This is a genomic window from Actinomadura sp. K4S16, assembly GCF_008327685.1.
Lineage (GTDB): Bacteria > Actinomycetota > Actinomycetes > Streptosporangiales > Streptosporangiaceae > Spirillospora.
In genome coordinates this window covers 246,195-265,314 of sequence record NZ_BDDE01000013.1, presented here as the reverse complement: position 1 = coordinate 265,314, position 19,120 = coordinate 246,195, and the positions used below count along the sequence as shown (strand labels likewise).

Sequence of the window (19,120 nt, the reverse complement as noted above, 5' to 3'; positions counted from 1 at the left end):
CAGGAAGGGCCTACCGGTGATCGCACTGTTGGAGAGCGCCTCACTCTCGCCGTTCATACAGGCGCTGATCGTGATCTCTCTTGTGGTGACCCCGTTGTGTAAGTCATGGCTCGACTTGCGTAAGACCACTGTCGTGGAGCAAGCGCGCACGCGGCGGTTCGTTGCAGCTATGAGGAACGTCACCTCTGAGCACCGCGCTGATGTCGCCCGAGCCTGCCAACACGTCGAGTGTGCTGAGAGGCGTCAGGTGCCATGAGTCGGTCGAGCGCGCTGGCTGGCGGTCTCCCCAGTCCTGCCGCAGGGGGAGTCCGAGTTGCCCCCCGTCGATCTTGGTTGACAAGCGGGAGATCATCTCCGCCTTGATGTCGCTAGGCTTTGACTGACTAGGTGCCTGACGACGGAGGCGTTGAGCAGCGGACGTCGACGTACTCGGACGGCAGGCTTCAATGGCTCCGTCTCCTGCCGTTGGTGGTTGCACCTCGCTCGTAATGAATAGGTCATCGGTTCGATTCCGATAGGCGGCTCCCACCTCAGAGGCCCCTTCCGATCATGGAAGGGGCCTTCTTTGCTAACAGGGTTGCTAACAGCGTTGCCTATGCCGCTCCGCTCATGACCCGCGCGAACACGTCCGCCGCAGCCACCTCGGCCGACCGGACCACGTGCGCGTAGACCCGTAGTGTGATGGCCGGGTCAGCGTGCCCGAGCCGAGCGGCGACGACGTGAACGGGCACCCCCGCCAGGAGCAGATTCGTCGCGTGGATGTGCCGCAAGTCGTGGACCCGGGCATGGGGGAGCGGTTCAGCCGGGCGCGGACCTTCCTTGGGCTCGTTGTTGGCCCGGATGGTTTTGGCCATCAGCGCGCCGACCGAGTCCGGATGGATCGGGTCGCCCCACCCAGTAGCGAACACGTAGCCGTCTTCCGTGCCCCGCCACCTGTCACCGACGAGGAGCTTGTCAGCAGCCTGGGCCTTCCTTGCCACGGTCTGTCACACCTTGCGCGCCGTACGCGCGAACGAGTCCCCGGAGCGTTGCGCACCCGTGCGGTACGTGTGCCGCTGAGGCGACCAGCAACCCAGGTCAGGCGCGGGGTGCCGGGTCGTTAGCCAAGCCGATCAAGAAGCACTCCTGGTCACTTGCGGTACGGCGCCCTACCAGGTCAGCGTCATCAGCCGGCAGGATCGGGACTATCCCCAGTGATCACCGCCTCCTATTGGGTTTCCAGGGCCGAGTCGGTCTCGGCATCAGTAGCGCCCCGCCAGCGGCCGGTCTTCTGATCTTGGAGTAGCCATGGCTGGTGAAGTGATCCCTCGACCCAACGCCGCATCCACTCGGCGATGCCGAAATGCTGCGGAAACAGGGAAACCTCATACTGTTCCGCGGGCGCGGGGTTCGGGTCGATCGCCCACATCCGGAGGGACGGGTCAGTGGTGTCAACGTAGGAAGCGATGCCGCATCCCCAGTTGCAGATCGGCAGCAGTGCTCTGGCCATCGGGTGCCACGCTTCGGGCCAGTTCTGCTGTTGCTCTTCGTAGTCGCGAAGGATGACCCCGAGGGGCTCAAGGCCATAAGCGGGGCCAAACCCGCCATCGCCGAGTTCGAGGTAGCAGCGGCGGAGCAGAGACGGCAGGGGGCGGCCCAACAGGGCTTCACACTCCTCCACTGCGTCGCCCCGAGCGGGGGTCAGTGGCGGTAGGGGCTCGAATAGACCGGCGGTATGGGCGGCGGTGTACTCGGGCGTACCGCGCCAGTACACCCGCTGAAGCTGGCCGTCAGGGGCGTACTTGAACGCTCCGCCGCCTGCGGTATCGACGCCTGGAGGTCCGAATCTCTCGTCGAGGTGGTCACCCGACTCCACCCGGGTGCGCACGGCTTCGAATACGAGGTCGTCTTCGGTGATCACACGCCAAGGATGCCGTGGAGGTCGGACAGAGTTGGGGGTCAGAGCAGGCGAGCGGCCCGAGCTGCTGACGCGGGTGCTAACGGCAGGTCTGGACGGGCCTGGACGAAGACCGGGCGTCCTCGGCGGCGACGGGGACGATTCGCACCTTGGTCTTGAGGCGTAACATCTGGCGGTACTCGACTGGATCACACTATGAGCTGATGACCTTCGAGGAGCGCCACCGGGTCGAGCCGAGCACACCGACGCCATCCGAGAGGCCATGTCCGAACTGCCCGCGCGGCCTGGTGCCCGACGCTAAGGAGCCCCCCACCCATGAAGATCATCGACCGCGTTAAGACGTACGCCCGAAAGATAACGGGACGCGACGTCGACCCCGCGCCGGCTGAGCGCGACCGCGCAGAGCACGAGCCGGACCGCGAGGACAAGGAGCTCGCGGAATCCGCTACCTCGGAGACGCCGGAGTCTGAACCGACCACCGAGTCAGCCACGGAATCGACCGAGGAGGCGACTACGGAGCCCGCTGCCGAGGCGGCTGCGGAGTCGGCCGCTGAGTCGGTTGCGGAGCGGGACGCTGAGCCGCCTGCGGAGCCCGCTGCTGAGTCGGACGCGGAGTCGGACGCGGAGGCCGCTGCGGAATCGACTGCGGAGCCGGCCGTCGAGTCGGACGCTGGGTCGGAGACGGAGGCCGCTGCCGAGTCGGCCGGCGAGCCCGCTGCTGAGTCGGACGCGGGGGCCGCTGCGGAGTCGGCCCTTGAGCCGGCCGCCGAGTCGGACACAGAGGCCGCTACGGAATCTACTGCGGAGCCGGCTGCTGAACCGGACGCGGAGCCGAGCACGAAGGCCGCCGCGTGCCCTCGTTGCGGTGCGACCGGCGATGCGCCCTGCACGACTCCGTCCGGTAAGGCCACGAAGACCCACAAGGGACGCGAGCAGTGAGCAGCGGTGCTCCGCCGATGTCGAGTGCGAGGGGACGATGCCGTCGCACTTCCGCGCTCACTGCGGAGGTGATCGGCCGTCACTGCGGTCGGCGAGGACGGCCAGGCGACGCGCGGTCACGGTGGCGCCGGGGGTAGACCCTGAGGGCCAGGTGGCTGGCGCCGCTCCCTCGCCGCGCCCGCCACCTGGGCCCCGGCCCGTCGGCTGCACGGGTACGTCGAAGGATGCTGAGGTTCTGCCCAGACTCGGGTTCATGCGCAGACTCGGCTTCCCCGCGATCGGTGTGAGCGGGCATGCCCCACGCCATGTCCTTCTGGACGTCCGCGCTGGACTAGGAGCAGGGGGGTCGAGCGCCTGGTCGAGTTGGTAGCGGCCATGTCCGCCTACCTGCGCCTCGAAGGCGCCCGCCTCTACCTCGACGTCAGCCTCATCACGCTGATGCTCATGTACTTCGTGCGCGGCAACAGCGCCAAGGACCCGGGCCGCGCCGAGACGCTGATGCTCCTCACCGTCACCATGGCCGCGTTCGGCGCGATGGACGCCCTTCTCAACAGCGGCAGCGGCGTCGCCGAGGACAAGAGCCTCGGGTGGTTTGCTCCGGCTCCGGCTGACGTCGCTGCCGACGCGCGTCGTTGTCGGGCGCGGTCTTGTCGGGTTGATGGGTGGCGCTGCCTTCGCGTCCTGGCGATCCAACTCGTCGGGGCGCTCGTCAACCACGTCCGGCACACGCCCGCCGAGTGGGCAGGGGTCGTCGCCGCGCTCTTGGCGACGGTCCGGGTGGCCGGCTTGCCTCCCAGGGCATGCGCTCGGATTGCAGATGGGACCAACCGGACACGGGGAGCGCCGCGCGGAGGGGGCGTTCGGTACGAACTTGTGGGAATTCGGGGGATGGCGAGGTCGGACCTATGTTCAGGATCTTCCGTCGGCGACGCGGGGATGAACTAGCCGTCATCGACGCAGAGATCACTGCCCTCGGGGAGGCGCTGGCGGGGCATCCCTTCGTACCCGAGCAGCACGCCGCGGACGCCGAGCTCCTGGCCGACTACTCGCGTGCGCTCGACGCTTACGAGCAGGCCAAGAGGGCTTTCGTTGGAGACCGCGACCTGGCGGACGCTGCAGATGTGTTGATCGCGCTGGACGAGGGTCGTCACGCGCTCGCCTGCGTCGACGCCCGCCTCGCAGGTCGCCCGACGCCGCCCCGTCGGCCTCTGTGCTTCTTCGACCCGCGCCACGGCTCGTCCGCCGATCGCGTTTCCTGGACGCCTGAAGGGGGCGCCACCCGGATCATCGAAGTGTGCGCCGCTGACGCGGTGAGGATCCGGGAGGGCATGGCTCCCATCGACACCGGTCGGCGTGCGCGTCCGGAACCCAAGCCGCGCGTGCCTGCCCCTAGACCTCAGCCGCGCGAGCCTCAATCCAGGCCTCAGCCGCGCAAGTCTCAACCCGGAGCCCAGGCTCCACGTCCTCCCGCACAGCCCGCGCCCTTCAAGACGTGCCCGCCGGGCGTTCGCAAGACTCAACAAGCCCAGGGAGGCGGGAACAGAGAGTTCAAGTTTCCCCACCGTGAACCGCGCAGGCCCCAGGTGCTGGTCGTCCGCCTCCACGGCGGCGATCGGAAAGGTGTGGTCAAGCTCTTCGAGGACGGATACGCGAGGGTGCTACTACGAGGTCGCCTGGAGCGGAACCGCGTCGTAGAACCTCTCCCCGTGCGCGAGGACAAGCACGTTCACTTGCGTATCGATTCCAAGAGTCGGTGGGCTGCATGGCTGCAGCCCTTCGACACTGTCCCGATGGTCGACGACCGCATATCCTCACGCGGCTCCTTTGTCTTCCGCTACACGGGAGGTCCCGCGATCGTCCAGATGACCCACACCGAGGACGGCGACTTCTCCCTCACTGAGCTCACAACGGAATTCGAGCAGGGAGCGCACGTCCTGTCCGGCAAGGGTTCCACCTACGCCGAAGCCCACATGTCGGGCCCGACCTATCTCCATGTGCGAGCCGAAGGCAACTGGCAGATCAGGTTCACTCCCATGTGAGAGGCCTCCTGAGCTCGCGTCCGGTTGCCACTCAGCGACCCCGATGCCCCTCTTGGAAAGGGCGGCAGCGTCGAGGTGGGGCACCTTGGGACGAGCGGGTTGTCAGCTGCCTTTCGACAGGCGGCTCCCACGTTGAAGGCTCGTCGCGGGCTGGCGTATACGGCTTCCGTTAACGTTCTCTGCTCGTGTTGGGGCACCTGGGATCATGGTGGCGTCGTACGGGACGGCCTAGTGTGCCGTCCATGCGCATGCTGCACATCGGGCTGCGGGTCACCGACCTGGAGCGCTCGCTCGCCTTCTACACAGCGCTCGGGTACACCAAACTCGGCAGCGTTCCCGAGACGGGTTTCGGCAGCCTCACGATGCTCAAGCTTCCCGACGATCCGTTCGTCAGCCTTGAACTCGTGCACGATCCCGAGAGGCCGGTCGAGAACATCAGCGCCGTCAACCATCTCGTCGTACAGGTGGACGATCTGGACGCCACGATCGCTGATCTCGCCGCCAAGGGGGTCGCGGCCGAGCCGCCTGCCGACCCCGGGCCGGGGATCAGGACGTCATGGCTGACCGACCCCGACGGCTACAGGATCGAACTCGTGCAATGGCCCTCGGGGCATCCGGCTGGAATGACAGAGGCCGATTTCGGCTGACGAGACGGCGTGACAGGTATCGAGGGGCCCAGCCAATGAGCTCGTCGTCATCCGCCTGATCACAGCCCTGCTGCGGGGCCGGGGCCGCACTACCCTTCGGCGGATGCAGAACCCCCCAGACCAGGTCCCCCCGCCTCTCGACGGCCCAGGCGTCGAGGTGACGGACGCTCGTGAACTCCTCCTCGGCTACCTGGAGTGGTATCGCGAGGCACTGATGCGCAAGCTCTCCGGGCTGCCCGACGATCGGCTCCGCGCGCCGGTCGAACCACTGGGATGGTCACCGCTCGGGTTGGTCCAGCATCTCGGTTGGGTCGAGCGCCGCTGGATGCGGTGGGGATTCGCCGCCGAAGACGTCCTCGCCTACCCGCCCGGGGGCGACGAGGCGGAATGGACCGTCCCTGTCGATCGGTCCAGCGCGCAGATCATGGCCGCTTACCGTCTGGAGGTCGCCAGCACACGTGATCTGGTGGAGGGCGCCTCGCTGAACGACAAGGCCCGGCTCGGCGGTCGTTTTAAGACGTCCGAAGAGGCCCCTTCCCTCGGACGGATCCTCTTCCATCTGCTCCAGGAGTACGCCCGCCACATGGGCCACCTCGACGTCGCCCGCGAACTGATCGACGGAACGACCGGCGAGTAGCCCGGTCGGCGGACGCCTCGGCCGGGACATCCCGCGCCCTCTCACCGATCGGCCGGGCCAGGGACCTCAGTCCGAGCGTGCGCAGTGCGAGAAGTGCCTTCGCGGTGTAACCAGGGTCGGCGCCGGGGACTCATATGAACTCCAGCCGCAACGTCGGTCAGTCGGCGGGCGGGTCAGATCCCGGCACGTCACACGAACACCAGCACAGTCGGTCGGCGGGTCGGGCTCCGCCCGGCGGCGTCACCACGAGCACCGGCACAGTCAGTCGGTCAGGTGCTCGGCGAGGATCTTCAGGTGGGTGTCGCGCGCCTCGGCGTGGCAGCGGCGGCCGGCGTCGGTGATCTCCACGAAGACGCCGCGGCGGTCGGCCTCGCAGAGCCCGCGCTGGACGTAGCCGTGCTTCTCCAGGCGGGCGACCGTCCGTGACAGGGCGCTCTGGCTGAGATACATGGCCGCGGCGATGTCCTGCATGCGGCGCTTTTCACAGTCCTGGTCCACGAGGCGGTCGAGCGTCTCGTACTCGCTCATGCTCAGGCCGTGGACGTCCTGCAGGGCGCGGTCCAGAGCGCACGCGACCGTGTTGTAGCAGGTCGCCAGCTTGCGCCAGCGGCTCACCAGAGCAGACTCCGCCTCCATGCCGCGCACCTTACCATGCGCACGCATCAGATGCACACAAATTAAATTCCGCAGAATTTTGTGCGTGGACATTTGATGCATGTGCATGTACTGTCCTGCGACGTGACTATCACCGAGACCTCACCCGACTCCGCTGTCGGTGCGCCGGGCGCCGTGGGCGCACCGGCCGAGCAGACCTGGACCCCGCGGTTGTGGGGAGTCCTGGCCGTCCTGTGCGCCGTGTTGTTCCTCGACGGACTCGACGTCTCGATGGTGGGCGTCGCGCTGCCGTCGATCGGCGCGGAGCTCGGCCTTTCGACCACGTCACTGCAGTGGATCGTCAACGGCTACGTCCTCGGCTATGGCGGACTGCTCCTGCTCGGCGGACGCACCGCCGACCTCCTCGGTCGCCGCCGGGTCTTTCTCGCCGCCCTCGCCGTGTTCGCCTTGGCCTCACTGGTGGGCGGTCTTGTCGACGACGGCGCGCTGCTCATCGCGACCCGTTTCGTGAAGGGCCTGGCCGCCGCCTTCACCGCGCCGACCGCGCTGTCCATCCTGACCACCACCTTCCATGAGGGGCCGGCGCGCAACCGGGCGCTGTCGGTGTTCTCCGTCTTCGGGGCCAGCGGCTACTCGTCCGGGCTGATCCTCGGCGGCTTGCTGACCAGCTTCGGGTGGCGCTGGACGTTCCTGACGCCCGTGCCGCTCGCCATCCTCGCCCTTGTCGCGGGCATCGCGCTGATCCCGCGGGACCGGCCCGCGGCCGGTGGAGGGCACGACGTCCTCGGCGCCGTGACACTCACCGGCGGCATGTTGCTCGCGGTCTACACCGTGGTGTCGGCCCCCGATCGCGGCTGGCTGGACCCGCTCACGCTGGGCTCCATCGGGGTCGCGGCGGCCCTGCTGATCGCGTTCTTCGTCACCGAGAACAAGGTCCGGCACCCGCTGATCCGGCTCGGCATCCTGCGGATCGGCTCGATCGTCCGGGCCAACCTGAGCATCGTCGCGCTGTTCGGCTCGTACCTGAGCTTCCAGTTCATGATGACGCTCTACCTGCAGGACGTGCTGCACTGGTCGCCGCTGAAGATGGCCATGGCGCTGCTGCCGGCCGGGCTCCTCGTGGCGTTCGGCTCACCCTTCGTCGGCCGCCTGATCGACCGGTACGGGACGCCCCGCCTCATCATCAGCTCGATGACCTCCCTGAGCCTCGGATATGCCTGGTTCCTCGGCACGGCCGGGAACACTCCGCACTACGTGTTCACGATCCTGCCGACGATGCTCCTGCTGGGCGGCGGGTTCGCGTTCGGCTTCAGCTCGATCATGGCGCAGGCCACGGACGGGATCGACGACTCCGAGCAGGGGCTCGCCTCGGGCCTCGTCCAGACCTCGGGCCAGGTCGGCGCCGCCCTGGTCCTGGCCGTGGTCACCGCCCTGGTCGCGGGCGGAACGGCCGCGGGCGGCGACGGCTTCGCCGAGTTCCACCCCGGCGTCAACCTGGTCAGCGCGGTCGCCGTGGTCGGCCTGGCCCTGAACCTGATCCCGCTCATCCGCCGCTACCACCCGAAGCACGTCTGACCGCCCTCCGCCGATCTGGGCCGGGCCGCGCCTCCTACCCCGCGGCCCGGCCCACCCTTCTGTCCAGACGACCCGCGAGTCGCTCGCTGCTGACATGGCCTCCCCCTCCGACGCGGCCCATACTCGCTGCCGGCGCAGCCCCTCTCCGTTCGCGCCGCCTCGTCCTGTGCATGCGCCGCCCAACTCTCTGCCCGAGCCATGTGGCCCTGTGCTTGCGCGGCCTCGTCTCCGCCGTGGGGCTTCTGCTCGCGCCGTCTCGCCTTGTGCTCGCGCCGCCTGGCCTCCGCCGAGGGAGTTCTGCTTGCGCCGCCCCGTCCTGTGCATGCGCCACCCCACTCTCTGCTAGCGCGGCCTCGTCTCCGCCGTGGGCTCTTGCTCGCGCGGCCTCGCCCTCTGCTTGCGGCCCGACCCTTGCTCGCGGCCGACACCTCTTTGCTCGCATGAGCCCTGCCCCTAGCTCTCAACACTCTTCGTCTTCGGCACAGTGGCGCTTGGCCTGGCGACTCGCGCGGGCAGTGGAATCGGACGGCTTTCGTTGTCCTCAGCAGCGCCGCTCTCGAGCGCGGTGTGTCGACTGCGGGCCCGCCCGGGGTGGCCTGCCCGGGCGGGTTTGTTGGACGTGGGTGGCGGGGAGGCGGTCTCGTGGGAGCGCCCCCCCGCCATGGGTTACCTGGGGCGTTTCCAGAAGGGGCGGCGGGGTTGGGGTTCGCCGGTGAAGTCGGCCAGGACCTGCAAGGCACTGGTCCACTGGTCGTTGACGGTGGTCTCGTCTGCGGTGGGTGGCAGCCGGTGCAGGTCGTCGCGAAGGGCGGCGAGAGGGGTGGCGTCCAGGGACAGGGCCTGCATTCGCTGGACGATCGACTCCAGGATGGGGAGGAGTTCGCTCAGCAGGCGGTGGATGCGCTCCTCTCGCGTTTCGGGGACCTGGCGTAGGCGGCCCAGCACGTTGGCCAGTTCTTGCTGGAATCCGGTGAGGGCAGAGGGCGCCGAGCCCGCCGGTCGGCGAGTCCGTGCGGCGGATCGACCGTGGGGGCGGCCGGAGGGGCGGCCGGAGACGGGAGGCGGGGCGCCGTAGCCGGGAGGGGCGCCTTGCGGCATCGGGGGCGGACCCGAAGGGGCGGGCGGCATCGGCGGCGGGCCGGAGGGAGCGGGCGGCATGGATGCGGGCGGCATCGGGGGCGGGCCGGAGGGGGCGGCCGGAGCGCTTGAGAAGGCGTCGGGGACCATGTCCATATCGATCGAGAAGGTGGCGGGGGCGATGCGCGGGGCGGCCATCGGTGCGGCGCCGCCCCAGCCTCGGGGCATCTCCACCGGCTGGACGACCTGGTGCGGTGCTTCTCCCTCGGTCGCGACCCGGCTGTCCACGGCGACGAACGCGGTGAAGCGGCACAGGACGCCGAAGCGGAGGGACGTCGCGATGATGCGCTGCTCCAGGTCGTCGGGTCCGCCGACCGTGTAGCGGTCCTCCAGGTCGCGCAGGTGTGCGCGGGCCCAGATGGATCGGGCGGCCGAGTCTTCGACGACGATGCCGGTGGCGTGCTGCGCCCAGGGCGTGCCGTCGGACGCCGTACCCCTGACGGACAGGGTGCCGGAGGGCGTGCCTCGGAACCGGCCCGCGATCTGGAGGGGGACGCCGGGGAACAGGGCGCTCGGCCGGGCGGGCGCCACCGTGTCGGGGACGATCTCCAGGCCGTCGGCGTGCAGGGTGAGGCCGGTCGCCAGCGGGGCGGCGATCCGGTGGTGGATGTGCTCCATCGCCTCGTCGAGGCGGTCTTCGGACTCGACCAGTTCGCAGCGGCCCCCGCCGATCGCGGCGAGGCGGTTCAGGAAGCCGGCGTTGACGGCCTGGTCGATGCCGACCGTGTGCACGCGGACGCCGCGCAGCCGCGGCTCGAGGTGGGCGAGGAGTTGGTCCTCGTTGCCGACCTGGCCGTCGGTGATGAGGACGAGCACCCGGTCGCGGGTGGAGTCGGCGAGCAGGCGGCAGCCCTCGTCGAGCGGGGTGAGCATCTCGGTGCCTCCCCGCGCGCCCAGCGCCGCCAGGTGCTCGACGGCGCGGAACCGGTTGCGGTCGGTGCCGTCGGCGAGCCCGGAGCCGAGGTCGCGCGGGCGCTCGATGACGGTGTCGAAGGACAGGACGGCGAACCGGTCCTCGGCGCGGAAGGTGTCGACGATGCGGGCGGCGGCGCGGCGCGCGGCGACCATCTTCCAACCGTGCATGCTGCCGGAGCGGTCGAGGACGAGCACCACGTCGCGCGGGCGGGGCTTCGCTTCCCCGGAGGGCAGAACGGTGAGGTTGAACGTCCCCTCCTCGCCGGACTCGTCCGGGATGAGGGAGAGGGCGGCGCTCTCGTGCGAGGCGAAGTCGAGGCGGAGGACGAAGTCGCGGTCGAGCCGCTCGCCCGCCTGCAGACGCACGGTCGTCCGCTCGCCGTCGCCCTCCTCGGCCACCACATGCAGCGCCGACCGGATCTGGGTGAGCGGGAGCCCGGCCGGATCGATGTCGACGGTGACGGCCAGGCGGACCGGGTTGGGGAAGCCGGGCAGCAGGACGGGCGGGCTGATCCGGGACGCGTCCGGGACGGCGCCGGTGTCGTCGGCCACCCCCGATCCGGCGCGCCCGCCGGCGAGCGGAGCGCCGGGGATGTAGCGGGGGGCGACGACGAGCGGGAACCGGAAGGTCGCGCTCGACGCCGACTCGTGCGGAAGCGGCTGGTCGAGGGACAGCCTGATCGTGACTCTCTCGCCCGGCAGGATGTTGCCCACCCGCATGGTGAACACGTCCGGGCGGTCTTCCTCCGCGATGGCGGCGCGTTGACCCGCGGCGATCGCGGTGTCGTAGTCCTGCCGCGCCTGCCCGCGCTCTTTCAGCTTCCCCTCGATGACCCGGTCGGCGGCCTCCATGCGTAGCGCGGTGACGGCGGCGCGGTCGGGCAGGGGGAAGATGTAGGTGGCCTCCAGCGGCTTGTCGGACGGGTTGCGGAAGCCCTGGACGATCTCGATGCCGGCGGCGAGGCCGGTGATGGACGCGTGCACGTCCACGGAATCGAGCGGCAGGTTGCCGATGTCGGTGCTGAGCGCGCCGAGCCCGTGGTCGGGTGCCGGTGGCGCGGTGTCGGGTAGCGGCAGGATGCGCACGGTCACTGGGTCCTCCCGGGTGGGTCGGCGTGCTGGAAGGCGGGGCTTTCGGTGGTGTTCTTCGCGGGGGCGAGCAGGCCGCGGTCGCGCAACTCGTCGAGCAGGGGACGTGCGGCGGCCTCGATGGCGGCGAGGTCGTCGCCGCTGAGGGCCGGGACCTCGAGGAGCACGGTGAGGCCGGGCGCCAGGCGGACTCCCTGGACGACCGCGGGAGCGGGTTCTCCGTAGCCGGAGGCGACGATGTTCTGGCGGAACGACACGTCGGGGCGCCGGCTCCAGAAGCTCCCTCCGTCGCCGCCTCCCGCTGCCTCCTCAGTCTCCTCAGTCTCCTCAGTCTCCTCCGGGCCCCTGGGCGCCGTCGGGGAAGTGCCTTGGTCGTCTGGCCTTGCCGGGAGGTCATGGCTGAGGGAGGGATCGCCGTCCTCTGCGGTCTGGACGTTCGAGCCCGGCGGACTCGCTGCTGGGCCTGGGGGCGTGCGGGGAGTCGAAGGCAGGTCGGTCGAAGGGGAGCCCGGCTGGGCGGGGAGGGCGGCGATGCGGGCGAGGGCCGTGTCGGTCGCGGCGGCGAGCTCGACCTGGATCTCGGCGATGGAGCGTCCGGCGGCCTGGCGCCGCTTCACCGCGATGAGCTGGAGGAGATGGCGGGGCCCGTACAGGGCGGTGCGGCCGCGACGGCCGAGGGGCGGGTCGACCAGGCCGATCGTGGTGTACCAGCGGATCAGCCGCTCGTTGGGCAGGTCGCGCACCCGGCCGCTGGCCTGCGCGGACCCGTCCGCCGCGAGGGCCGCGGCGGCACGGTCCGCCAGTTCGGCGATCGTCCAGGTGTCGTCCATGGGTCGATGATGACACTGTCACGATGACAGTGTCAAATAGATCTCGCCGGGCCGGCCTCGCTCCGAGCCCGCGCCGTGGCGGCGCGCGACGTGTGCGGTTTCGTGGTCTCGGGCTCCTGTCCTTGGCGTGGTTGCGGCGGCACGGTCGAGCGCCGTAGCGCGGCTCGGGCGGCTGGGTAGTGACGAAGTCTTCGCCGAATTGCCTTCTTCGGCATCGTGACAGCGGAATTGATCGTTCCTGGCGCACGGATAATCTCCCGGCGTCCCGTGGACGGGCATCTCATGTGATCAAACAAGGCTCGAAAGCCGAATTATTCTCATCACTCTCGGTGCCTTGATGATCACTTGTCGCCATGACATGCTGGTCACATGAACCATGCGAACCTTGCAGTATCTCGGGCGAAACTCTCAAACCACTCAAGTAGGACACTCTGCAAAAAGTCCAAATTAAAAGAGGATGGTGATGTCCGGTATCGGACTGTGATCTCTTGAATTTCCTGGTAGAGAGCGCCCGAAGCATTTACCTTTTTCGGTATGAGCGACCATGTCCTGGTCGAGGCGCTCCGGAAGCGGGACCCGGGTGCCGCGGCCGCGGTGTACGACGCCCACGCCGACGGGCTTTACGCGTACTGCTGGTTCCAGTTGCGGGACCGCGACGCGGCACAGGTCGCCTTACGCGACACCTTCATCGTGGCCGAGGCGTACATCGGCAAGCTGCGGGAACCCGAGCGGTTCAGGCCATGGCTCTACGCCATCGCCCGGCTGGAGTGCGCCCGGCGCATGCCTCGCCGGCATCAGGCGCCGGACGTACCGGTCGTCGGCCCGGATCAGGAGGACGCTGACCAGCGCATCGTTGCGTGGCAGGCGGTGCTGGCGCTGCCGCCCATCTCCCGCGAGATCCTGGAGCTTCACGTCCGGCACCGGTTGTCCGTCCCTGACCTCGCCGCCGTGTTCGGCATGTCGGTAACGGACGCCCAAGCCGCGCTCGACGAAGCGCAAGACGAACTCAAGGTGGCGTTGACCGCGGAGGTACTCGCGCACAAGGGGCCATGCGGTTGCGACGAGCGCGCGCTGCTTCTGCGTGAGCGGCAAGAGGACCCCGCCTACGACATCAGCGAGCGGTTGATGGAGCACGCGCAAGGCTGCCCCGTCTGTGGAGCCCTCCGTCCCCGTTCCGTGTCCGCAGCCAAGGTGTACGGGATGCTGCCGGTAGTGACTCCCGCGCCCGAGATGCGGCTCAGGGTGATGAGTTGCTTCCTGGATCCGGAACTCGTCGGCTACAGGCTCTTCGTGGCCACCCGTGTGACGGAGTTCAGGTCCGATGGATTTCCCCTCTATACCGCCTTTGGACGCCCCGGCCGGGCCTCTCGCCGAGGCAGGCGGCGGCGGTTCGGGCGCCCCCGCAGGGCGTCCAAGGAGGACCAGACGAAGGAGGGTGAGGCGGCAAAGGAGAAGGGGGCGGCCAGGGTCTACGCGCAGGCCGCTCGCGCCGCCGCCGTCCTCGTGGCTGTGGCGCTTCTATCTGCGGGTGGGGTCGCTTCCATGTACGGCGTAGGTGCCGGGCGGGAGGATGCGTACCGGAACGCGGGCCCGCATCCGACGGCCATACCCGGCATCTCCCAGCGGCCCGGGTCCGGGCGGCGGTCGGACGCGCATCCCGGTGATTCCGACCTCCCCCGACGCCACGCTCCTCCTAGGCGCGCTCCACGTCTGCCGTCGGCCGGTTCTGTACCGGACCGCCCGCCGTCCACGGTCCCGTCAAGCGCACCGCCCTCGGAGTCGGCGGCGCCCACGCCCTCAGGGGCCGCGTCGTCCGGGCCTGGCCCGACCCACGGCGCCTGAGACCGAGCGCCGCGACCGACCCCGAACAAGAGCACCGCGCCCAGGACGAGCGCCGCGCCCGAAAGAAGAGCACCGCGCCCGAGTGCGCGAGCGGCGTGTTCTACCCCCGTGTGGCGTGCCTACCTGCCATTTCCCGAATTCACTACGCTTCGTAGCCGATCATTTGCGCTAAGCAGCATCGCGGGCGGGGAGAAGGCGATCATGGCACCTGGCGCTCCAGAGATCTCTCGCCGTCGCGTGACCCCGTCTCCTGCCCGCAGCACGGCGCTGCGCGTGGTCGCCCTCACCTCCGGAGTGGCGATCGGCATGAGCTTGCTAGTCCCGTTCGCGTCGGCCCGCCCGTCCGATCCTCCCGGCCCCAGCGCGAAGGACGTCGAACAGAGCGAACGCGACGTCAGGGAGCGGGCCGCCGAGGTCGGCCGGACGAAGGCCATGCTCGCCCAGGCGGACGGCGAACTCGACAGGCTCGCCATAGCCGCGGAGGCCGCGGTGGAGCGCTACAACGGCGAACTGGTGAGCCTACGGCGCTCGCAGGAGGCGTACAGGGACGTCCAAGGGCGGCTTGCCGAGGCGAACCGGAGAACGGAGGAGGCCAGAGCCGAACTGGCGTCGTTCGCCGCGCAGGTCTACCGCGACAACACCGGCTACGACCCCATGTCCTCGGCCGTCGCGGGTGAGGGCGGGCCCCAGGGGTTCATGGACCGCGCCAGCATGGTCAAGATGCTCGCCGAACGGCGGACCGCCATGTTCCGCGAGGTCGAAGCGTCCAAGACGGTCGCGGGCCTGTTCCGCCGCCAGGCGGAGACGGCGCTGGACGAGCAGGAGGCAGCGACGAGGCGCGCCGACGAGGCCAAACGGCTCGCGCAGGACGCGGTGGCCACGCAACAGGAAGCGGTCCAACGCATCGAGGCTGACAAGCGCCGTCTGGAACACAGGCTGGGCAAGGCCCAGGCGAAGGCTGCGAAAGTCAAGCGCGCGCGGGAACGGGCCCTGGAGAGGGCGAAGGCGCGCAAAGCACGAGCGGATTTCCCCGTCCCCAGGTCTCCAGCGGGGTTGCTGTCGGAGACTCGCGGAGCCGTCGCGGTCCAGGCGGCGCTCAAGTGGCTCGGCACGCCCTACTCCTGGGGCGGGGGCGACGCGAACGGACCCACAAACGGCATCGCCCAGGGCGCAGGGATCGTCGGCTTCGACTGCTCGGGCCTCACCATGTACGCGTGGGGCCAGGCTGGTGTGCGGCTCGACCACTGGACGGGCACGCAGTGGACGTCCGGACCGCACATCCCCATCAGCGAACTGCGTCCAGGCGACCTCGTCTTCTTCGCGACCAGCCGGTCCGACCCCGCCTCCATCCACCACGTGGGCCTCTACCTCAGCGGCGGCCGCATGGTGGAAGCCCCCTACACCGGGGCACGGGTGCGCATCGCGAGCATCCACCGGTCCGACCTGATCGGTGCGACACGTCCCGCAGGCTGATGCCGACCCCGCTTCGCCGGAGCCTCCGCTCCAGCCCTGGAAAGCCGGAACCCTTCCGCAGGGTCTGCGGAAGGGTTCCTCACAAGGCGCGTCGCGTAAGCAGCGGGGAGCGGATCAGCGCCGTCCGCGACTCCGCACGGCCCGGCCGTGCCGCACGGGGCGGGGACGACTCAGTGGCCGCCCTGGTCGGAGGCGCGCTTGAAGGAACGCACGATCTCCTGCTCGGCCTCGACACGTCCCACCCAGCTGGCGCCCTCGACGGACTTGCCGGGCTCCAGGTCCTTGTAGACCTCGAAGAAGTGCTGGATCTCCAGCCGGTCGAACTCGGCGACGTGGTGGATGTCGCGCAGGTGCTCCATGCGGGGGTCGGTGGCGGGGACGCACAGGACCTTGTCGTCGCCGCCGGCCTCGTCGGTCATGCGGAACATGCCCACGGCGCGGCAGCGGATGAGGCAGCCGGGGAACGTCGGCTCCTGCAGCAGGACCAGGGCGTCCAGGGGGTCGCCGTCCTCGCCGAGCGTGTCCTCGACGAACCCGTAGTCGGCCGGGTACTGCGTGGAGGTGAAGAGCATGCGGTCGAGCCGGATGCGCCCGGTCTCGTGGTCCACCTCGTACTTGTTCCGCTGGCCCTTCGGGATCTCAATCGTGACGTCGAAATCCAAGATGTCCTCCGCTCCCTGCGCGCTCGCAGTGAATAGTCTTTCGGGAGCCTGTGGGCGAGGCCGGCACCACAGGTGAGTGTTCCCCTGTATAAGGATGTCGCACGTTGGTGAGTGGTGAGTGGGAGAGGGGCGGTCACGTGCCTGGACGGGGCCGAGCCCTCGCAGTACTGTCGCTGTCCCTCCTTAACGTTTTCGCCGTCGCCGCAGGTCTGGCAGTGGTGAAACTCACACCCGCGCGCTATCTGTCGCCGCAACCGCCGAGCGTGGCGGCGCGCGGCCTGGTCCAGGTCCCGCGGTCCTCCGCCGTGGTCCTCGCCGCCGAGCCCGGGGCGGGCCGTGCGCCGAACCCGTCCGCCCTGGCGGGACGGCTCTCGGCGCTGATCGGCGGCCCGCAGGCCAAGATCAACGCGGTCGTCGTCGACGCGGAGACCCGGCGGCCGCTGTACGAGCTGCGGGCCGGCCAGCCCGCCACCCCGGCCTCGACGACGAAGCTGGCGACGTCGGTGGCGGCGCTGGCCTCGGTCGGTCCCGCGCACCGGATCACCACCCGGGTCGTGCGCGGCTCCGGCGGGGGGATCGTTCTGGTCGGAGGCGGGGATCCTACCCTGACGGCCCTTCCCCCGCGCCCTGGGGCCGGGCATCCGCCCTATGCGTCGCTCGCTGACCTGGCCCGCCAGACGGCCGCGGCTCTGAAGACGTCCGGTGCGAGCCAGGTGCGCGTGGATTACGACGCGTCCGCCTACCAGGGGCCCCGTACGGCCGCGGGCTGGAAGCCCAACTACCTGCCGGACGGTGAGGTCGCCCCTGTCAGCGCCTTGACGGTCGATGAGGGACGCGTCGCCCCGTCGGACCCGTCCAGGAAGACGCGGGTCTCGGACCCGCCCGCCACCGCGGCGAGAGAGTTCGCGCGTCTACTGTCCAAGAACGGCGTCAGCGCTAGGGCGGGCCGACTGACGGTCGCGCAGAACGGGGCCGCGCAACTCGGCGCCGTCCAGTCGCCGCCGTTGTCGGCGCTCGTGGAGCATCTGCTGACCGACAGCGACAACGACGTGGCCGAGGCGGTGGCCCGCCAGGTCGCCATCAAGGCGGGGCGCCCCGCGACGTTCGCCGACGCCGCGCAGGCGGTCCGCCAGGTTCTCGCCGGGCTGGGCGTGGCCGAGGGGGTCTCGGTCAACGACGGCAGCGGGCTGTCGCCCCTCAACCGCATCTCGCCGATCGCGCTGGCCCGCATCGTCTCGCTCGCCGCGGGCGACGACCATCCGCAGCTGCGCCCGGTCATCACCGGCCTGCCGATCGCGGGGTTCTCCGGGACGCTGAGCCCGCCCCGCTACACCGTCGCGGCCAGTCAGGCCGGTGCGGGGATGGTGCGCGCCAAGACCGGCACCCTTTCGGGGGTCAGCACGCTGGCCGGGCTCGCCCACGACGCGGACGGACGGCTGCTCGCCTTCGCGTTCATGGCCGGAGACGGCAAGGGGCCGGTCGACCCCGGCAAGCTCGACCAGCTCGCCGCCGCGGTCGCGTCCTGCGGGTGCGGCTGATTCGCGCGTTCCTGCGGCCGGGCCTTGGCTCGGGTGTGGGGGCGGCCGTATGGGAGATAACCAGAACGGTCGTTCGTTGAACGACCGTGCAGGGCGCTCCGGCGCCACGTTGTCAACGTACGGTGGAGTCACATGAGCGCCTCAATGATCGACTGGAACCTCGCGGTCCAGGCCGGCACCAGGCTCGTCAGGCCGGGGCCGCAGGTCACGCACGCCGAGGCCCGTGAGGTCGTGAAGGAGCTGCGGGGCCTTTCGAAGCTCGCGCACGGGCACGTGCGGGACTTCACCGGCATGGCCTCCGAGCTCGACCCCGACCCTGCGACGATCGTGGACAGGCCAGGCTGGATCCGTGCCAACGTGGACGGTTTCCGGGTCGTGCTCGAGCCGCTCATGGAGCAGATGTCCGAGCGGCGCAACGCCGGTCCGCTGGGCGGCGCCGGAAACGTCGTCGTCCAGGCCGTGGGATCCCGCGTCACGGGCATGCAGGTGGGCGCGATTCTGGCGTACATGGCCAGCCGCGTCCTTGGACAGTACGAGCTGTTCCTGCCGCCGGACCCGTCCGGGCGTGCGCCGACAGGGCGGCTGACCCTCGTGGCTCCCAACATCGTCCATGTGGAGCAGGAGCTCGGTGTGGAGTCGCGCGACTTCCGCCTGTGGGTCTGCTTGCACGAGGAGACGCACCGCGCCCAGTTCACCGGCGTCCCATGGCTGCGCGAGTACGTCCAGGACCAGATGACCAAGTTCCTTCTGGCGTCCGACCTCGACCCCGGCATGATGCTGGACCGCATCCGGGACGCGGCCGAGGCCGTCGCCGACGCCGTGCGCGGTGGCGACTCCAACCTCATCGACGCGATCCAGACCCCGGAGCAGCGGGAGATCCTCGACCGCCTCACCGCCGTGATGACGCTCGTCGAAGGGCACGGCGACTACGTCATGGACGCGGTCGGCCCTGAGGTGGTGCCGTCCGTCCAGCAGATCCGGTCGCGTTTCCAGGGGCGGCGCAGCGGCGGCTCCAAGCTCGACAAGACGATCCGGCGCCTGCTCGGCATCGACCTCAAGATGAAGCAGTACGCGGAGGGGTCGCGGTTCGTGCGGCGCGTCGTCACCGAGGTGGGCATGACCGGGTTCAACCGGGTGTGGGAGTCGCCGGAGTCGCTCCCGACCCACGACGAGATCAAGGAACCGACCCTGTGGATGAGCAGGGTCGTGGGCACGCGCGCCATTGACGCCCCGCCCACGGCCAACGAGGCCTGAACCAACGCGCCGTCCCGGCCGGGACCGCAGG

General features: G+C 69.8%; 16 protein-coding genes. 10 read left to right on the top strand and 6 right to left on the bottom strand.

The genetic code is table 11. The annotated features are described in order from the left end of the window. Window positions 1-593: 593 nt before the first annotated feature. Window positions 594-980, bottom strand: coding sequence for a tyrosine-type recombinase/integrase (locus tag K4S16_RS16365; protein WP_235036849.1), 387 nt, complete (start codon window positions 978-980; stop codon window positions 594-596). A gap of 227 nt (window positions 981-1,207) precedes the next feature. Further along, complete coding sequence (locus K4S16_RS16360) at window positions 1,208-1,900, bottom strand: SMI1/KNR4 family protein (RefSeq protein ID WP_149259803.1); 693 nt, start codon at window positions 1,898-1,900, stop codon at window positions 1,208-1,210. A 312-nt stretch (window positions 1,901-2,212) separates the two neighbouring features. Between K4S16_RS16360 and K4S16_RS16355 the strand changes: the two genes are divergently transcribed. The 5 genes from K4S16_RS16355 (at window position 2,213) to K4S16_RS16335 (ending at window position 6,159) form a co-directional block, all read left to right on the top strand. Further along, the gene (locus K4S16_RS16355) at window positions 2,213-2,836 is read left to right on the top strand and encodes a hypothetical protein (RefSeq protein ID WP_149259802.1); all 624 of its coding nucleotides are present in this window, start codon (window positions 2,213-2,215) and stop codon (window positions 2,834-2,836) included. A gap of 375 nt (window positions 2,837-3,211) precedes the next feature. Then, window positions 3,212-3,781: a hypothetical protein gene (locus K4S16_RS16350; RefSeq protein WP_149259801.1), complete on the top strand. Its 570-nt coding sequence runs from the start codon at window positions 3,212-3,214 to the stop codon at window positions 3,779-3,781. Beyond that, window positions 3,742-4,875, top strand: a complete 1,134-nt coding sequence (locus K4S16_RS16345) for a hypothetical protein (RefSeq protein ID WP_149259800.1) — start codon at window positions 3,742-3,744, stop codon at window positions 4,873-4,875. Before K4S16_RS16350 ends, K4S16_RS16345 begins: the two co-directional genes overlap by 40 nt. A 242-nt stretch (window positions 4,876-5,117) precedes the next feature. Further along, window positions 5,118-5,522 carry a VOC family protein gene (locus K4S16_RS16340; RefSeq protein WP_149259799.1) on the top strand — a complete coding sequence of 135 codons (405 nt, stop codon included), beginning with the start codon at window positions 5,118-5,120 and terminating at the stop codon, window positions 5,520-5,522. Window positions 5,523-5,625: 103 nt separating this feature from the next. Further along, a complete protein-coding gene (locus K4S16_RS16335; protein ID WP_149259798.1) occupies window positions 5,626-6,159 on the top strand; it encodes a DinB family protein in 534 nt (177 codons plus the stop codon). Window positions 6,160-6,420: 261 nt separating this feature from the next. Here K4S16_RS16335 and K4S16_RS16330 read toward each other — a convergent pair whose 3' ends face one another. Continuing rightward, window positions 6,421-6,795 carry a MarR family winged helix-turn-helix transcriptional regulator gene (locus K4S16_RS16330; RefSeq protein ID WP_149259797.1) on the bottom strand — a complete coding sequence of 125 codons (375 nt, stop codon included), beginning with the start codon at window positions 6,793-6,795 and terminating at the stop codon, window positions 6,421-6,423. A 75-nt stretch (window positions 6,796-6,870) separates the two neighbouring features. Between K4S16_RS16330 and K4S16_RS16325 the strand changes: the two genes are divergently transcribed. Beyond that, window positions 6,871-8,349, top strand: a complete 1,479-nt coding sequence (locus K4S16_RS16325; RefSeq protein WP_149259796.1) for an MFS transporter — start codon at window positions 6,871-6,873, stop codon at window positions 8,347-8,349. 666 nt (window positions 8,350-9,015) lie between these two features. Here the strand turns inward: K4S16_RS16325 and K4S16_RS46475 are convergent. Both K4S16_RS46475 and K4S16_RS45780 read right to left on the bottom strand, forming a co-directional pair. Further along, the gene (locus K4S16_RS46475) at window positions 9,016-11,493 is read right to left on the bottom strand and encodes a VIT domain-containing protein (protein ID WP_149259795.1); all 2,478 of its coding nucleotides are present in this window, start codon (window positions 11,491-11,493) and stop codon (window positions 9,016-9,018) included. After that, complete coding sequence (locus tag K4S16_RS45780) at window positions 11,490-12,320, bottom strand: MerR family transcriptional regulator (RefSeq protein ID WP_235036848.1); 831 nt, start codon at window positions 12,318-12,320, stop codon at window positions 11,490-11,492. The genes K4S16_RS46475 and K4S16_RS45780 overlap by 4 nt, the downstream gene beginning before the upstream one ends. 534 nt (window positions 12,321-12,854) lie before the next feature. Here K4S16_RS45780 and K4S16_RS16310 point away from each other — a divergent pair. Beyond that, window positions 12,855-14,162, top strand: coding sequence for an RNA polymerase sigma factor (locus tag K4S16_RS16310; protein WP_149259794.1), 1,308 nt, complete (start codon window positions 12,855-12,857; stop codon window positions 14,160-14,162). A 237-nt stretch (window positions 14,163-14,399) separates the two neighbouring features. Continuing rightward, the gene (locus tag K4S16_RS16305) at window positions 14,400-15,635 is read left to right on the top strand and encodes an NlpC/P60 family protein (RefSeq protein ID WP_235036847.1); all 1,236 of its coding nucleotides are present in this window, start codon (window positions 14,400-14,402) and stop codon (window positions 15,633-15,635) included. A 170-nt stretch (window positions 15,636-15,805) separates the two neighbouring features. Here K4S16_RS16305 and K4S16_RS16300 read toward each other — a convergent pair whose 3' ends face one another. Continuing rightward, window positions 15,806-16,297, bottom strand: a complete 492-nt coding sequence (locus K4S16_RS16300) for an inorganic diphosphatase (RefSeq protein ID WP_149259792.1) — start codon at window positions 16,295-16,297, stop codon at window positions 15,806-15,808. A gap of 218 nt (window positions 16,298-16,515) precedes the next feature. Here K4S16_RS16300 and dacB point away from each other — a divergent pair, with 218 nt between their 5' ends. Both dacB and K4S16_RS16290 read left to right on the top strand, forming a co-directional pair. Then, entirely contained in the window at window positions 16,516-17,835 is a 1,320-nt protein-coding gene (gene dacB / locus K4S16_RS16295; protein WP_235036846.1) for a D-alanyl-D-alanine carboxypeptidase/D-alanyl-D-alanine-endopeptidase, read from the top strand. A 144-nt stretch (window positions 17,836-17,979) separates the two neighbouring features. Next, window positions 17,980-19,089, top strand: a complete 1,110-nt coding sequence (locus K4S16_RS16290) for a zinc-dependent metalloprotease (protein WP_149260153.1) — start codon at window positions 17,980-17,982, stop codon at window positions 19,087-19,089. Window positions 19,090-19,120 lie beyond the last annotated feature (31 nt).

Excerpts from the sequence above, each read along its gene's own strand:
- K4S16_RS16325 (WP_149259796.1), top strand. The coding sequence starts at position 6,871 with ATGCATGTGCATGTACTGTCCTGCGACGTGACTATCACCGAGACCTCA.
- K4S16_RS16345 (WP_149259800.1), top strand. The coding sequence starts at position 3,742 with ATGTTCAGGATCTTCCGTCGGCGACGCGGGGATGAACTAGCCGTCATC.
- K4S16_RS16330 (WP_149259797.1), bottom strand. The coding sequence starts at position 6,795 with ATGGAGGCGGAGTCTGCTCTGGTGAGCCGCTGGCGCAAGCTGGCGACC.
- K4S16_RS16290 (WP_149260153.1), top strand. The coding sequence starts at position 17,980 with ATGATCGACTGGAACCTCGCGGTCCAGGCCGGCACCAGGCTCGTCAGG.
- K4S16_RS16310 (WP_149259794.1), top strand. The coding sequence starts at position 12,855 with ATGAGCGACCATGTCCTGGTCGAGGCGCTCCGGAAGCGGGACCCGGGT.
- K4S16_RS16355 (WP_149259802.1), top strand. The coding sequence starts at position 2,213 with ATGAAGATCATCGACCGCGTTAAGACGTACGCCCGAAAGATAACGGGA.
- K4S16_RS45780 (WP_235036848.1), bottom strand. The coding sequence starts at position 12,320 with ATGGACGACACCTGGACGATCGCCGAACTGGCGGACCGTGCCGCCGCG.
- K4S16_RS16340 (WP_149259799.1), top strand. The coding sequence starts at position 5,118 with ATGCGCATGCTGCACATCGGGCTGCGGGTCACCGACCTGGAGCGCTCG.
- K4S16_RS16350 (WP_149259801.1), top strand. The coding sequence starts at position 3,212 with ATGTCCGCCTACCTGCGCCTCGAAGGCGCCCGCCTCTACCTCGACGTC.
- K4S16_RS16335 (WP_149259798.1), top strand. The coding sequence starts at position 5,626 with ATGCAGAACCCCCCAGACCAGGTCCCCCCGCCTCTCGACGGCCCAGGC.